Here is a 15365-nt window from a genome sequence, read left to right as displayed (position 1 = left end):
ACGCTTCCAGCCGGTGCCGGCAGGGTTGGCGATTCCCGCACTAATTGACTGCTACAGCGTTTGGCGGCTGATTGACTAAAATATAATGGCGCGGGTTCAATTTTCTGCCACCCTTCAGGTACTCAAAATGTACGTGATAGCCTGTCGCATTTCCGGTTCGGCCGACATAGGCGATAACCTCCCTTTGTTTTACCCGTTGACCCCGAATCACGAGATTGTGATCGTTATGTGCATAGAGCGTTTTGACTTTGCCGTCATGCTTAAGGATGACTACGTTGCCGTAACCTCTCTGTCTGCCGACAAAGTGGACGATACCGTCGGCCGCCGCGAGAATGTGTGTGCCTCGCGGGGCGCTGAAGTCTATGCCCTGGTGCTGACCGGAGCGGGCACCGTAGTCTGAAGTGATTTTCAAGTGTTTGACGGGCCAGATAAAGCCGCCGCTGCGTGCGAGGAAAGAGGCTGGAACTGATAAGTCCTTATCTGGAATCACCAATGACGTCGCCACTGACAAGCTGTGCGGGTTGCTAATCTTATCACGGTATTGAAGTTGTAAAATCGTGACGGAAAACCGACGCGCTATACCTGACAGAGTATCTCCACGTTTGACGACATATACTGTCTGGTCTGATTTCTCTGCCTTGCGTTTGGTGCCTTTACTGTTGGCGCTAGTGGTCGTGCGGCTTGCTTTTGATCCGGGGACTATCAGTCGAATGCCTATCGGCAATTTATTCGGGTCGGTGATTTTATTGCGCGATTGAAGCTGCGCGGGCGTGATGTAAAAACGGCGTGCAATAGCAGATAAGGTATCTCCTTTTTTAACGATGTACTCTTGCTCTTTGTTTTTCTCTTCTTCTTTTAAGCTCTTTTCCTGAACCTGTCCTTCGGAGTCGAAGGTTTTTACTACACTGGAATTTTTGCCTTTGATGTCGTCGCGGCCGGCGCTGTTGTTGATTTTTATTTCATCGGCTGCCTTTTTTTCAACTGACTCCGTTGTGCTTTTCGACAACAGGGGTGAACAACCCGCCATCACTGTGAACGACAGTGATGTGAATATAAAACGGATAGAGCGATGATTCATGGTTTGCCTGTATATCCCGTTGATGCATGGCTGTTGCGAATGTATCTACTCTATAGAGTGCTAAATATATATTTTTATCCGGAGAGAAGGCGGTTTTTTGGTCATCATTTTTCCGTGGGTATTATTGAGACTTGTGTCACAATTGCAAGCCAATATGTACTTGCCAGGTGATAAAAATAGTAGTGAGGGGACAGAAAAAACCGACAACAGTTTTTTACATCTACTTGTGACGGTGACAGGTGCCGTTGGCGATTGTCAGCAGATCAACCTTTATGTGCCATGACGACACTTCTTCCGGCCCGGACCCTCCCAAACGTCCAAAGGGCAGTCTTCAAGTCCAATGCTCGGCGATTGCTTGCATCGCCCGGAGTGCCTGATCGAGCTCTTTGCCCACAGCTGTCAGCCCGTAGGTAACCTTGGGTGGAACCGTAGGTTCATAGTCGCGAAAGACGACGTCATTTGCCTCCAGCATGCGCAGTCGGTCGGTCAGTACTTTGGAGGATATGCCCTCGACCAGACGCCGCAATTCACCGTGGCGGGTAGGCCCGTTTTGGCTCAGTACCCAGAGAATATGGGTCGTCCATTCGCCCGATAGCAAACGAAAAACCCGGTCAAGCGGGCATCCCTTTGGGATTGCTTTGTCGAGGTGTTTGTCTTTAGTCACAAATGGTTTCCTGGTTACCGGTTGGTACCTACTTTACAACCGATAGTAACATACCTAGCATGTCGTGGAAGCGATTTACTCGCGGCGGATTTGGGAGGTACGGCGCCGTTCGGCGTGTCCGCTCGATCACCTCTATCTGAGGAGCACATTCAATGCCCACTAAGCCCGAACTTCTGACACCTGTTAACTGCCAGATCATTTTTATCGACCAGCAGCCGCAAATGGCCTTTGGTGTACAGTCTATCGATCGGCAGGTGTTAAAAAACAACGTGGTGGCGCTCGCCAAATCCGCCCGGGTCTTTAATATCCCGACGACCATCACCACCGTCGAGACCGATAGCTTTTCCGGTCATACTTATCCCGAATTGCTCGCCGTTTTTCCCGAACATCCGCTACTTGAACGCACGTCGATGAACTCCTGGGACGACCAGAAGGTGCGCGAGGCGCTGGCCGGGAATGTTCACAAGAAAGTGATCGTAGCCGGTCTCTGGACAGAGGTCTGCAACAACAGCTTTGCGTTTTCCGCGATGAGTGAGGGCGGCTACGAAATTTATATGGTTGCCGACGCCTCCGGCGGCACGTCCAAAGAGGCTCACGATTATGCGATGCAGCGCATGATCCAGGCCGGGGTGGTGCCGGTTACCTGGCAGCAGGTGCTGCTTGAGTGGCAGCGCGACTGGGCGCACCGGGATACCTATGACGCGGTTATGGATATCGTGAAAGAGCACTCCGGCGCCTACGGCATGGGTGTCGATTACGCCTACACCATGGTGCACAAAGCGCAGGAGCGGGTGCACCATGGACCGCGCCTCGATCCCGTTCCAGCCGGCGCCGGCAGTAACGCCGGGGCGTAAGTCCTTTTCGGGCCGGCTTTGCAGGAGACTGAATCCAATGCCGAGACCACCCAAGCATAATGCACGGCTGCGAGCCGGTGCTGTGACCCGGCGACAGGTCGTCAAGGGCGCGACGGCGGCCGGGGTTTTTGCATTATTGGCGCCCCGTTTCAGCCGCGCGCAAAAACAGGAGAACGGCGCAATGGCAGATGTGATTTTGCGCAACGGACGTATTACAACACTCGATCGCACCAACCCGGAGGCGCAGGCCATTGCTGTGCGCGGCGGGCTGGTTCAGGCCGTAGGTCCGACCGACGACATCATGCGGCTTGCCGATAGTGACACCACCGTCGTCGATCTCGGCGGCCGGCGTGTTATCCCCGGTCTTAACGACAGCCACACGCACCTGATTCGCGGCGGGCTGAACTACAATATGGAGTTGCGCTGGGAAGGCGTGTCGTCCCTGGCCGATGCGTTGCGCATGTTGAAAGCCCAGGCCGAGCGCACACCGGCACCGCAGTGGGTACGCGTCGTCGGTGGCTGGTCGGAGTTCCAGTTCGCGGAGCGGCGCATGCCGACACTGGGTGAGATCAATGCGGCGGCGCCGCAGGTGCCGGTCTTTATTCTGCACCTCTATGGTCGCGCGTTGCTGAACCGGGCCGCTCTAAGGGCCCTGGGGATTACCAAAACGACACCCAACCCGCGTGGCGGCCTGATTGAAAAAGATGCCAAAGGCGAGCCGACGGGTATGTTGATCGCGAATCCCTCGGCGCTGATCCTGTATTCGACCCTGGCGCAGGGCCCAAAGCTACCGCTTGCCGACCAGATTAATTCGACGCGCCACTATATGCGCGAGATGAACCGGCTCGGTATCACCAGCGTGATAGATGCCGGCGGTGGCGGCCAGAACTTCCCCGACGACTATACGGTAATCCAGCGCCTGCACGACGCCGGCCAGTTAACCGTGCGAATAGCCTACAACCTGTTTGCCCAGACGGCGGGAGAAGAACTGAGCGATTATGAGCGTTGGATCGCTATTACTGAACCCGGTGCCGGCTCGGCCATGTTGCGCATGAACGGGGCGGGAGAGAACCTCACCTGGTCGGCGGCGGATTTCGAAAACTTCCTCGAACCGCGCCCCGACCTCGCTCCGCATATGGAACGTGAACTTGAATCGATTGTCGAGTTGCTGGCAACCCATAAATGGCCGTTTCGCATTCACGCCACCTATGACGAGTCGATCGACCGCTTCCTCACTGTGTTCGAGCGGGTTAACGGTAAGAAGCCGTTCGAGACCCGCTTTATTATCGATCACGCCGAGACCATCGGTCCGCGCAATATCGAGCGGATCAAGGCGCTTGGCGGCGGTATTGCCACCCAGCACCGCATGGCATTTCAGGGTGAATATTTCGTCGCCCGCTACGGCAAGGCGGCGGCCAAGGCGACGCCACCCATTGCCAAAATGTTGGCGATGGAAGTGCCGGTGGGTGGCGGGACCGATGCTACCCGGGTCGCCTCCTACGATCCCTGGGTCGCACTCTATTGGCTCACTACCGGCAGGACCCCCGGTGGGCTTGCCCTCTATGACGCTGAAAATGTGTTGAGCCGCGAGGAGGCACTGCGAATCTGGACCCAGGGTTCGGCGTGGTTTTCCGGGGAGGCCGATGTCAAGGGGGCGCTTACACCCGGCCAGTATGCCGACCTCGCCGTGTTGTCGGCGGACTATATGCGGGTGCCTGCGCAAGAGATTCGGCGCATCAACTCGGTGCTGACCATGACCGCCGGTCGAGTGGTTTACGGGGAGGGCGACTTTACCGATTTGTCGCCGCCGCTGCCGCCGGCCTCTCCGGATTGGAGTCCCGTTCACACCGGGCCCAGCCCTGCGCAGCGGGCTGCGGCAGGGGCTGCGCCGCAGTTTGCACGCGCCTGTCATGACGGTTGTGCCGCGGCCTGCGGCATTCACGGTCACAATCACCGAATCGCATGGGATAATCCGATTCCCGTTGCTGACAAGCGATCTTTCTGGGGGGCGCTCGGCTGTTCCTGTTTTGCGGTTTGAGCGCGGTCCGGCGGCAATTAATGTGAGATGAGCGAAACGGCGGCGGAAGCAAAAGCCGGTAGTGCGGTCTCGGCGTGGACACCTTTTACCCACGCCGCCTTTGCGGTGCTGTGGACGGCGACCGTGATTTCCAACGTCGGCACCTGGATGCACGATGTCGCCTCCGGCTGGCTGATGACGTCGCTATCGCCGTCGCCGTTGATGGTGGCTTTGGTCCAGGCTGCCACCACCGCGCCGGTATTTCTATTTGCGCTCGGGGCCGGTGCGCTCGCCGATCTTGTCGATCGCCGCCGGCTGTTGATCGGCGTTATGGGTGCCCTGGCTCTGGCTACCCTGGCGCTGGGTCTGCTGGTTCTGTTCGAGCGGATCGACGCCTGGGTGTTGCTCGTTTTCACCTTTCTCTCCGGCGCCGGCGCCGCTTTCGTCGCCCCGGCCTGGCAGGCGATCGTACCGCAACTGGTACCCCGCTCAAATCTGCAAGCCGCCGTGGCGCTCAACAGCGTCGGTATCAATATCAGTCGGGCAGTCGGTCCGGCGCTGGCCGGGGTGATCATTGCCGGCCTCGGTATTGCCTGGCCTTATCTTTTGAGCGCGTTGAGTTTCATTATCGTCATTGCCGCGTTGCTCTGGTGGCGACCGCCGCCACCGCCGGCGACTCACCTCCCCTCGGAACGTTTCTGGCGCGCTGTGCGCACCGGTTTAGGCTATGCCTGGGCGAGCGGACCGCTGCGGGCGACGCTGGTGCGCGCGGCGGTTTTTTTTGTATTTGCCAGTGCTTATTGGGCACTACTTCCACTTTTTGCAAGACAGGAGCTGGCGGGTGGCCCCGAACTCTATGGCGTGATGCTCGGTGCCATTGGCGTCGGCGCCGTCAGCGGTGCGCTATCGCTGCCACCACTCAAACAACGGCTGGGCGCGGACGCGCTGGTCGCCGCCGGCACCGCCGGCACTGCCCTGGCGCTGGTCATCTTTGCGCTGCTTAAGCACCCTGAGGCCGCGATCTTGGCCTGCTTGATCGCGGGTGCCTCCTGGATTGCAGTGCTCTCCAGTCTCAACGTGTCAGCGCAGGTCGCGCTGCCCGATTGGGTTAGGGCGCGCGGTCTGTCCGTATTTATCACTGTTTTTTTCGGCTCCATGACATTCGGTAGCCTGGTCTGGGGGCAGGTCGCATCGCTGCTCGGTATCCCGGCGGCCCTGTTGATCGCAGCGGTCGCTGCTGTTGTCGGCGCCGCACTTTCATGGCCGTTCAAATTGCAGCAGGGGCTCGATCTCGACCTCTCGCCGTCCTCGCACTGGCCCGAGCCGATTGTGGCGGGTGACATTCAGCCCGATCGCGGTCCGGTGATGGTAACTGTTGACTACCGGATCGATCCCGTGCGGGCGACGGCGTTTATCGAGGCGATGAATGGATTGAAAGCGGCGCGGTTGCGCAACGGCGCCTATGCCTGGGGATTATTCGAAGATGTCGCGGAGCCGGGCCGCTATCTCGAGTACTTTATCGAAGCGTCCTGGCTCGCTCATTTGCGCCATCATGCGCGCGTTACTGAAGCCGACCGCGTTATTCAAGACAAGGTGCGCGCTTTCCAGAGAGAGGCCGGGGAGCCGCTGGTGACTCACTTTCTGGCACCGGACCCGGCTGCTGTAGCCACCACGCGCTTAGGGTCTGCGCCACGATGTTGAGCTGAATACATTGCGTAATTCATCAGTCGCGGCGTGATGCACCATTCCATGCCGCTGCCGAGGCGACAATCGGAGAACGCGTGCCGTTTACTTTTTATGTAGACAAAGACAACTGTTTTGTAGACAAAGGCAACTGTTTGATAGTTGTATTATCGTTCAAATTTATTGGCTTGGCCGCGGCGTCTAAAGTGGTGTGTGTCGAGAGACGTCTTGCCGCCCAATATGGCGGCAGTAGGTGGCGCTCCCTGGTGTGGCGAGATTATTTGCGAAACGTCTTAAAGTAAATAGCGATAAAAGCAATGTGGGTTCCGACCATAAACAGGCTGGCCGCGGCCAGAACCTTTAGCAGAAAGCGTGCATCGGGCAGAAAGATATGTGCACCGGCGATACTTATGATTGCAAAAAGCGCAGTCAAGAATAAGAACAGTTTGTGCTTGCGTTTAAGGGACGTGTTAGTGCGCATACTCGTATGGTTCGTCGAGTTCGAGACGATCAACCTCGTGCCTGACAATTGGGTTGCTCTTTGTCGATGTGAAAGTGTAGGATCTTCACCCCTGGGGGGACCCGGTTTTTGATCGCGCGCGCGTTTCTTTTGCCCAGGTACTCATACAATATCAAAGACCTTAATATTTCGAACCGGTCAACGGCTTGTTTCAGTAAGGCGCGGTCCTGTATTTGCTTTGGCCTGATTTGCTTTGGCCTGATCTGCTTTGGCCTGTCAGCCTCTGTCCTGCTCGATTGGCTGCGAGAGTAAGGCCTGACTACCAGGCTGACGAACTGTAAAGTGCTTGACACATTATGGCGCTACGACTTCCCAGACTCAATAAGGTCAATGGACACAAGGGATGGACTTATGTCAATGACTGACTATTTATTGACGCCCTATGTAATACCCAGTGCCACAGCATTATTGCTGAAAGTAGCGGTGTTGTGGATTGCGCGGCGGTCATTTCGTCAGATCAGCCTGTGGTTGTGGGCGACAATGGTTGCGCTGGTCGGCCTGAATATATTTGAAATCACTTCCTTCCTTTACGTGGATCGCCCCACTGACGGCGTTTTTTATATGTCGTTGTACTATTTCTTCGGTGTGGTGGCGGCGCTATCCATTTTGGGGCTGGCGCTGGAGGTGACCGACTGTCCCAACAACGTGGGGGTTGCGATAGTGGTGGTGATGGCGATCCCCTGTGTTGTCGCCATCTTTACGCCTGGCGCGGCTTTCGTCGGTGCGCGAAGTATAGGTTATAGCGTCACGCGTATTCCCGGGGATTTTTACTGGGTGCTGCAAATCACCCTGTTTGTCGCGGCAATGACGCCGATTGTATTATTAATACGCTTTATAAGCACGACTGCAAATTGGTATGCAAAGCGCAGGGCAATGGTTATGTTGTTGGCCACCGGCCCGGTAGCGCTGGTGGCGCTTGGTTTGCTGCTGGCCATGCAGATTGGCTATGCCGTAAACGGCGCCGTATTTATGTCATTGGCCGTGAATATTATGCTGGTGGTGCTGTTCCTGACTGAAAGTATTGTCAATACAGAAAAAGTCTTGAGAATTCTTTCCCTTATTCCCGCTACGCAGGAGTATCGGGCAGTCAACCATATCAAAGATGCCATGTTAGCCTCCGATACTACCGGCCTGAAAATGGCCAGTGCCACCTTCGAGCGAATTTATATAAAAGAGGCGATAGAGCGATGCGGGGGTAACAAGACCAAGGCCGCGCAAGCGCTGGGTATCGGTCGCGCGACACTAATCAGGAAGATGAAAGAGGAAGAATCCTAGTTTCAAATTTCCGACCTGCCACCTCTCGCATCAGCCTTTCGCGCACCGTCCCAATTGTTGAACAAAGATGGGATGATCGTAGACCAGGGTGTTGACGAGAGCCCCACCCGCCCCCGTGCTGCTGGACTGTTTAATAGAGTCATATCGCTTTCCAGCTACCTGATATTGGTCACATCAAATGCCAGGCGGCCAGGTTTTCCTCGAGATGCGCCACCGAGGTGGTGCCCGGAATCACGATAATATTGGGTGACCGCTTCAGCAGCCATACCAGCGCCTGCTGCGCCTTTAATCCGGCACCTTGCCTCATGGGATGTGCGCCCAGCGGACCGTAGGGAATAAAGGCGATGCCTTTTGTTGCGGTGTAATCGACCAGGGCACTTTGCGCCTGCTCGGCCTGGTTAAAACGATTCTGGATCGACGCGATAGGCGCGACGGTGAGGGCGCGATCCAGTTGCTCGCGATCGACATTGGATAGCCCGATAAAGCGCACCTTGCCCGCCAGGCGGGCTCTGTCGATGGCCCCCACAGAGTCCTCAATGGGTACATTTGGGTCTACCCGATGCAGTTGAAAAAGTTCGATCTGCTCGACCTTCAGGTTGCTGAGAGCGGCATCGATTTGCGCCTCCAAGGTCTGTGGCCGGCCATCGGTGACAATCTGATCCGGGGCCAGCTTGTCGACTCCGCCTTTGGTGGCGATCATCACCTGCTTGTCATAGGGATGCAGCGCTTCGGCGATGATTTTATCAGCCCATTCAGGGCCGTAAGCCCGGGCGGAGTCAAAGAAATTCACGCCCAACTCGACAGCGCGCTGCAGCAGGGCTTTGCCGGCTTCCCACTGCGGATAGGGGCCAAAGTTGGCGGGCTGGCCGGTCAGTCGCATGGCGCCGTAGCCGAGGCGGTTGATCTCGCGTTCACCGCCGAGGCGGAAAGTCCTCTTGGTGGCGGTGGTGTTGAAAGTATTGTCCACAGCGTTGCTCGCGGTGTCGGTAGCGGCGTGGTTTGTGATGTTGTTCATGGTGTGCTCCGTCGTTTTCGTTGATCTTGCAAGGCGACTATCCCCGAATATCTCATAATTTGGTAGACAACTGATATGTATATCAGCTATACATATTGCGTATGAGCAAGCCATTGGATCGAATGACTCTGCTGGAAACTTTCGTCCGCATCGCCGACACCGGCAGCATTAGTGCCGCGGCCCGGGGCTTGGGTCTCTCGCAACCTTCCGCCAGCCGGCAATTGGCGGAATTAGAGACGCGCCTGCAAACCCAGTTGATGCGACGCAATACTCATGCGTTGGCGTTGACCGACGCGGGCGTCGATCTGCTGGCAGATGCGCGGCAGCTCCTCGACAGTTGGGAGGCACTCACGGAGAAGCACCTCGCCGGACAGCAGCAGATTCAGGGCACCTTGAAGGTAGTGGCGCCAATTGCTCTCGGTCAACACCACCTGGTGAGGATCGCCGCGGCGTTTCAAACGGAACATCCGGCGGTGGCGTTGACTTGGGAGTTGAATGACCAGTCGATCAGGTTTGCGCAAGTGGGGTGCGACTGTTGGATCAAAGTCGGACCGGTACCCGACGAAACGCTGGTGGTACGCCGTCTCGCCACCGTTGAGCGTTTGCTTGTGGCATCCCAGCCTTTGGTCGCCGAACACGGCCTGCCCGGTACACCCAAACAGGCGGCAAGCCTGCCACTGGTGGCTTTAGGGCCGTTTGAGGGCCAGCGGATTCCGCTGCTAAAGGGGGCAAAGCGATCGTTCACCCTGCAACCGCCGGTGCGTATGCGGACCAACAATATTGTCGCGCTCAAAGAGGCGGCGCTTATGGGCGTGGGCATAGCTGTGATGCCGAAGTGGTTTGTGGCACAGGAGCTTGAAGAGGGGAGCCTGGTCGATCTTTTACCCGGGTGGCAAGCGCCGTCTCTGGATATTCACGTCGCCTACCTTCCCGGTCGGCACCAGCCGCTGCGGCTGCGGGCTTTTCTCGACGCCTTGCAGACCGGTATCGCGGCGATTGCGGGTATTAAACAGGTGCAGTGAGCAACTGTTTTCAACGGTTTTCGCTCTGCGAATCCTGGGTACCGGAGCTGTCGGTGAAGTCTGTCCGAAAAGTAGCCGGAGCAGGCTTTACTTGTCTTGGTAAAAAAATGTTGGGGCGTGCCCGGTCGGACAATCTGTACGTCCGGCAATCCGAAATGAAGCGATAAACCTTCCGCCAGGTTCGACGGTTCCTGATCTGTCTTTACACAATCTGCTGTCCATAAGTTTTTCCGCGTTTAACTCGGTCGCGGTGTCTGTGGCTGTTCGGCGTTTACGATTGCACGGCCGGCATCAGGTGATTGGCTGCAATGCTGTTACGATACGGATTATGTAATGATCATTACTTGTCACTTTGCTCAAATAAGGGTAGTTTACAGCGACATTTTATTGTCGCCGATTGTCTCAGTTAAGCTTAGGTTCAGGTATTTAACGCCAACATTTGTATAATGGTACAACCAAAAGGTAGCGCGGCATGAGAGTTAAGTATTTAGCTTCAATTTTCCTCATTCTGTTGTTGATGGCCGAGTCAGCATTTGCAATGCGATGCGGCGTTAAACTCGTGAGCAAGGGCGACTCCCAGTTTAAGGTCTATAAAATTTGTGGAGAGCCGGACTTTGTGGAAAAACGCAGTGTCTATCGGTCCGGGCTGCCCAACGCCCGCTATAGTGACACCCACAAGAGAGAAGAACTGTTATGGCACCAGCGCTCCTATGAGGAAGTTCGGGTAGAGGAATGGACTTACAATTTTGGACCCAATCGCTTTATCCGGCGAGTACGCTTCGAGAATGGCGTTGTTGTAAAAATTGATGTACAGGGAAGGGGCTATTAGAAGAAGCTGCTAATAAAAGTAATTGGCTGAAGTCAATTGAATAAAGGCACTCGCAAACGCTAGGCCTCTATCGGGGATCATTCGCCAGACAACTGCGTTGCGTCAAGATGGAAAACTATAACGTTATGGATATAAGAAATTCTCAATATCTGGCCCACCGCCTTACCGGAGACCTCCGCAGCCTGCTCTCGGTCGGTACGGCGCCGATAGTCGTGGCGCTGGACGGTCCCAGCGGTTCCGGTAAGTCGACAATAGCAACAATAGTCGCAGATACTTTGAACGCTGAGAGCATGGCCGGCGGGGCGGTCGTCACTGTTATCGAAGGGGATCAGTTTTACAGGGGGGGGAGTGCCACTACCTGGGACAAGTGGTCTGTCGGCGAGAAAATGAATCATGTTATGGACTGGCGCTGCCAGAGAACACTCCTGAAGTCGCTGTTGGACACGGGGGTGGGTATCTGGCGCTCGTTCGACTGGGACAGCGAAGATTGGGATACCGACATGATTCCGCTGAAACCTGAACCGAACTGCTGTGTAGCGACACCGATGGTGCTGTTGGAAGGTGTATACAGTGCCCGTCCGCAGCTTGCCGACCTGGTTGACCTGCGGGTGCTGGTGAAAATACCGGATGCGGTGCGGCACGACCAACTGCGTCAGCGCGAGGGCGGAGCCTACGGCAGCGATTGGGATAGCCGTTGGGCCGAGATAGAGGACTACTACTTTGCCGAAGTCATGCCGGAGGAAGCCTATGATCTTATTTTGGCGTTACCCGCAGAGGGATAGCTATGCCCGAGAACTTCTGTGATTTGAGCACAGGTGTAAGCATTGCTCTCAATCGGTTGTGATGTGAACTGGAGTTTAGCGATGCACGTTCGAATTAGGTACGCTTTGCCTCCGATAGGCTGGGCAGGCTCATCAAGCCCGAGGACCCGACAAAGGCAGCCGGTGCCAGTCCCTCCGATCTGGCGCTGACATCGACCGTCTGCCTGCTCGACAGGGATACTGATACGCACGTCGACACCGATACAGCGCCACTTTATTGGTCGTCGACGATAATTATGCGCTGTGCCGGTTTATTAAACTGGTGCTGCAAAACGAATTTCGGGTTTCTGCTGTTGCTATCGAGGTTAACCTCAACAGTGCCGATCCCAATTACGGTATCGAGCATATGGCGAAAAACCTGGGGATCGACAAGCACAACCTGTATCGCTATGTGAAGGACTACTTTGATCAGTCGCCGACCGATTTACTGTTAACAGCCCGCCTGGAAAGAGCCAGAGGCCTAATCGAAAACGCCGATATCCCTGTCAGCAAAGTCGCTTATGATTGCGGATTTAACAACGTCAGCTATTTCAACCGCAGTTTAAAAAATATTACGGCCTGACCCCGACCGCCTGGCGCAAACGAGAGCGAGCGACGGCTCTGTCTGGTAAAGCCGATTCTTTGGCAAGTGCAACAGAAGCCTGAGTGTTGAATTGCCTCGAGTGGGATGTCAGATGATAAGTCTAATTCAAGGGATTTACCAATTCACAGCCGCATAAGATCCCGCCTCTGGCAGCGGGTATCCTGATGCATCTCAGTCGGGTTCCCGATACAATTTTCTTCCCTGACAGGACCACAAGATCGGGGTTCCCGCACACAGAGGTGTCACTGTTAACGCTGGTTTGCCGACTTCAGGGTGTCCTGATTCCGGGATGCCGTTTGCCTGTAAATGCATCTATTGGCACTATTACGGTCTTATATAGAGAATTACCTCAGTACTATATTTTACGTTTACCAGCGGGTAAGTTCCGAAAAGCGAAGACGGCGAGCTGTGATTCGTTCACAGCGTAACAGCCATCATTAGATGCGACACAGGAATTTACCCAACCCAGGAATTTACCCAACCCAGGAATTTACCCAAATAGGAACTTGATATGAGCAGCAGACACCCCCCCGCACCGGGAGCTCCCTGGTTTAAACCGCAGACCCTGGCGGAGCTGTTCGACCACTGGCGGCGGGCGGGTCGGTTGTATTTGCCGAAGGAGGGCGGCAGTCCCGCCTGCCTGTTTGTCGATATGGTTGTCGAAGCCCGTTTTGCGGACGCTCATCCGATACACGGATTGGTAACAGCCAGAACAGCCGACAGTGCGCTCCCCAGTGTTTTAGGAGTCCATTACGGCAACCCCCCGGCGGTCAGTTACCCGCTGCCGCTGCTGGTGATAAAGCGGCTGCCCGGAGGCCCCGAGGACCTGTATTGGCATCCTTACCGAGTGGTGAGGGGGGGCACGGAACGACCCCAACCCCTTGAGCGGTGGCTGCTTGCTGACGGGGCGCCGAATTGAGCCGAACACTTACACCAGCGTCTGCGCGGGTGTTTTCGCCAGGCTCGGACCCTGCACTGGGCACAGCCAATTTCTTCGGCTAATTCTTCGGCTAAGTGCTTGTAATCCATAGTATGTTTGTGCCAATATACGCGCGCATTTGAGGCGGCCCAGGCGAGAATCAGGCCGTTGGGCGGCGTGAAGCGGCTGGGTTGACAGGGGCTTATCTGAGATGGAGCCGGCGTCGATAGGCTCTAGTGATCCCGGGCTCCGTAGCCAATCGAGATTCGATGTGTCTGTGATCAGACGCGGCGGCTGTTATTGGCAATGTCCGGCTTCAAATGCTTTGCTCAGTAGGGAAAGAGTTGGTGTAGACTAGGAAGGTCGTTTCTTGCGATGGTGGCTGTAGCTCAGTTGGTAGAGCCCTGGATTGTGATTCCAGTGGTCGCGGGTTCAAGCCCCGTCAGCCACCCCAGTTTTTCCCTTAATTTCAATAGACTACGTTTCTGTCCTTCTCCATTTACCACGCTTTTTGCCAGCCTCTGGTTTCCTTTTTGCCAGTTCATACCGACTGCCTGATATTTCGATTCATCGGGCCGCCGCGCAAGCCGATGTGCCTCAGGTGGTGGCCATGCGCCGCTTGTACTTGCGGACGATCGCGTTGAACTGATCGGCAGTCTTGGCCATTTCATCTATCCAGGCGTTGTATTGCCGGGTGTCGCCGGAGATACAGTCCAGATAAGCATTGGCGGCATCCATAAAGGCCTTCATCTGATGCTTTGCCTTCACCATCTGTGCTGTCACCGCTGCATCGGGATCGGGTAACGTGGGGGGTGTGGGTTTGTGGCAGGCCAGAGTGGCGACCGGAACAACAGCAGTGGCTATAATACTGGCCGCAAGTATGGCTTTAACGTTCACTCGAGTGCTCCTGAACCCGGATGGCTATAGGTTGTATTTATTAACGTTGTGTATAATAGTGCTCTTCCGACTACCTCGGGGCGCGGCCTCACAGAGTGGGGTTGCAGGTATGGAGTATAGTGGGGAATGCGTTGTCATGTAATCTCGGAGGCTCCCAGAGCCGCCGATTGTAGAGAAAATTACCTAAAAACAGGGTTGTCGGCACCGGTATCGCTCAAAATCATATAGACTTCACTGCCTGCAACAGCGCAGTCGCGAGTGTCTTTGAGCGGGCATCTCCGCCTGCCGATTTTCTCTGTATACCGAAGGATAATTATGAACCAGCTGCAAATGGGGGAGGCTATGAAGGACGGCATGCGCCGACTGGCCTCGGGAGTCAGCGTGTTGTCTACCCGGGACGGCGAAGGCAACCGCTACGCCATGACCGCCTCGTCGGTGACCTCCCTGTCGGACGACCCGCCCTCGCTGCTGGTCTGTGTCAATCAGGCTACCTCTATCCACCAGGCGCTCGAATGCGGCGGCCCTTTCTGTGTCAATCTGCTGTCGAGGGATCAGCAGGACGTATCGGTGCGTTGCGCCACCGGCGACCAGGGCGAGACCCGCTTTGAAGTCGGCCACTGGGAAGTCGAAGCGGGGAATAACTTACCGTATCTACAGGGTGCCCAGGCTGTGTTTATCTGCCGGCAGGATCAATGCTATGCCTACGGCACGCACAATATACTGATTGGGCGCATTGAATCGGTGATGGTCAGTGACGGGCCGGTCGATCCGCTCATTTATTTGAATGGCCGCTATCTGACCGGTTAACAGGTTACCGCATTCGCCTCAGCGGCGGCCGACACCGGGGTGCTCAAAGGAGACGGTACTTTGGTCGAGGGCAACAACTAAGACTAATTTGTTGTTTTGTGTGCCACTAAACATTCCATTTATCTATATGGTTTTTGTGGTATTGGCTTGAAAATACATCATCTCGCAGCGAACGTGCGGCCAACCTTCAGCAGCGAGAGTTGACTGGCTGGCGGCACCACCGATGTTGCCGACGCTTGTGTAAGATTACCGGCAACTTCCCCTCGAATTTATGTCTTAACTATTATACTTTCTAACAGTGAACCTGTTGCGATCCGTGGTTGTTGCGACGTGAAATGGGAAGCGATGTGAGATAGGAGGGCAGTACTGATTCTAACCCAA

General features: G+C 55.6%; 14 protein-coding genes and 1 tRNA gene. 11 read left to right on the top strand and 4 right to left on the bottom strand.

Annotated features, from left to right (window positions below; genetic code table 11):
- Positions 1 to 40: 40 nt before the first annotated feature.
- Both FKG94_RS13205 and FKG94_RS13200 read right to left on the bottom strand, forming a co-directional pair.
- Positions 41 to 1078, bottom strand: coding sequence for a peptidoglycan DD-metalloendopeptidase family protein (locus tag FKG94_RS13205; protein WP_142904814.1), 1038 nt, complete (start codon positions 1076 to 1078; stop codon positions 41 to 43).
- Positions 1079 to 1409: 331 nt separating this feature from the next.
- Entirely contained in the window at positions 1410 to 1742 is a 333-nt protein-coding gene (locus tag FKG94_RS13200; RefSeq protein WP_142904813.1) for a winged helix-turn-helix transcriptional regulator, read from the bottom strand.
- Between the two features lie 152 nt (positions 1743 to 1894).
- On the opposite strand from FKG94_RS13200, the gene FKG94_RS13195 reads away from it, so the two are divergent.
- The 4 genes from FKG94_RS13195 (at position 1895) to FKG94_RS13180 (ending at position 8091) form a co-directional block, all read left to right on the top strand.
- Entirely contained in the window at positions 1895 to 2596 is a 702-nt protein-coding gene (locus tag FKG94_RS13195) for a hydrolase (protein WP_142904812.1), read from the top strand.
- A gap of 37 nt (positions 2597 to 2633) precedes the next feature.
- Positions 2634 to 4634 (top strand): amidohydrolase, encoded by a 2001-nt coding sequence (locus tag FKG94_RS13190; RefSeq protein ID WP_142904811.1) that lies wholly within the window; start codon positions 2634 to 2636, stop codon positions 4632 to 4634.
- A 27-nt stretch (positions 4635 to 4661) separates the two neighbouring features.
- Positions 4662 to 6314 (top strand): MFS transporter, encoded by a 1653-nt coding sequence (locus FKG94_RS13185; RefSeq protein ID WP_142904810.1) that lies wholly within the window; start codon positions 4662 to 4664, stop codon positions 6312 to 6314.
- Positions 6315 to 7173: 859 nt separating this feature from the next.
- The gene (locus FKG94_RS13180; RefSeq protein ID WP_218943521.1) at positions 7174 to 8091 is read left to right on the top strand and encodes a helix-turn-helix domain-containing protein; all 918 of its coding nucleotides are present in this window, start codon (positions 7174 to 7176) and stop codon (positions 8089 to 8091) included.
- Between the two features lie 169 nt (positions 8092 to 8260).
- Here the strand turns inward: FKG94_RS13180 and FKG94_RS13175 are convergent, their stop codons facing one another.
- A complete protein-coding gene (locus tag FKG94_RS13175; RefSeq protein WP_142904808.1) occupies positions 8261 to 9106 on the bottom strand; it encodes an aldo/keto reductase in 846 nt (281 codons plus the stop codon).
- Between the two features lie 101 nt (positions 9107 to 9207).
- Between FKG94_RS13175 and FKG94_RS13170 the strand changes: the two genes are divergently transcribed.
- The 6 genes from FKG94_RS13170 (at position 9208) to FKG94_RS13145 (ending at position 13734) form a co-directional block, all read left to right on the top strand.
- Positions 9208 to 10128, top strand: coding sequence for a LysR family transcriptional regulator (locus FKG94_RS13170; protein WP_142904807.1), 921 nt, complete (start codon positions 9208 to 9210; stop codon positions 10126 to 10128).
- 472 nt (positions 10129 to 10600) lie between these two features.
- A complete protein-coding gene (locus tag FKG94_RS13165; protein WP_142904806.1) occupies positions 10601 to 10957 on the top strand; it encodes a DUF2845 domain-containing protein in 357 nt (118 codons plus the stop codon).
- A gap of 125 nt (positions 10958 to 11082) precedes the next feature.
- On the top strand, positions 11083 to 11739 hold the full coding sequence (locus FKG94_RS13160; protein WP_179957637.1) for a uridine kinase family protein: 657 nt from the start codon (positions 11083 to 11085) through the stop codon (positions 11737 to 11739).
- 256 nt (positions 11740 to 11995) lie between these two features.
- Complete coding sequence (locus tag FKG94_RS13155; protein ID WP_142904804.1) at positions 11996 to 12340, top strand: helix-turn-helix domain-containing protein; 345 nt, start codon at positions 11996 to 11998, stop codon at positions 12338 to 12340.
- Between the two features lie 532 nt (positions 12341 to 12872).
- Entirely contained in the window at positions 12873 to 13280 is a 408-nt protein-coding gene (locus FKG94_RS13150; protein WP_142904803.1) for a hypothetical protein, read from the top strand.
- 378 nt (positions 13281 to 13658) lie between these two features.
- Positions 13659 to 13734: transfer RNA gene (locus tag FKG94_RS13145), tRNA-His, on the top strand.
- A gap of 143 nt (positions 13735 to 13877) precedes the next feature.
- Here the strand turns inward: FKG94_RS13145 and FKG94_RS13140 are convergent.
- Positions 13878 to 14177: a hypothetical protein gene (locus tag FKG94_RS13140; RefSeq protein ID WP_142904802.1), complete on the bottom strand. Its 300-nt coding sequence runs from the start codon at positions 14175 to 14177 to the stop codon at positions 13878 to 13880.
- Positions 14178 to 14492: 315 nt separating this feature from the next.
- Between FKG94_RS13140 and FKG94_RS13135 the strand changes: the two genes are divergently transcribed.
- Positions 14493 to 14984 (top strand): flavin reductase family protein, encoded by a 492-nt coding sequence (locus tag FKG94_RS13135; RefSeq protein ID WP_142904801.1) that lies wholly within the window; start codon positions 14493 to 14495, stop codon positions 14982 to 14984.
- Positions 14985 to 15365: the final 381 nt, after the last annotated feature.

Source organism: Exilibacterium tricleocarpae, assembly GCF_007004655.1.
Lineage (GTDB): Bacteria > Pseudomonadota > Gammaproteobacteria > Pseudomonadales > Cellvibrionaceae > Exilibacterium > Exilibacterium tricleocarpae.
This window is presented reverse-complemented; position numbering and strand designations above follow the sequence as displayed.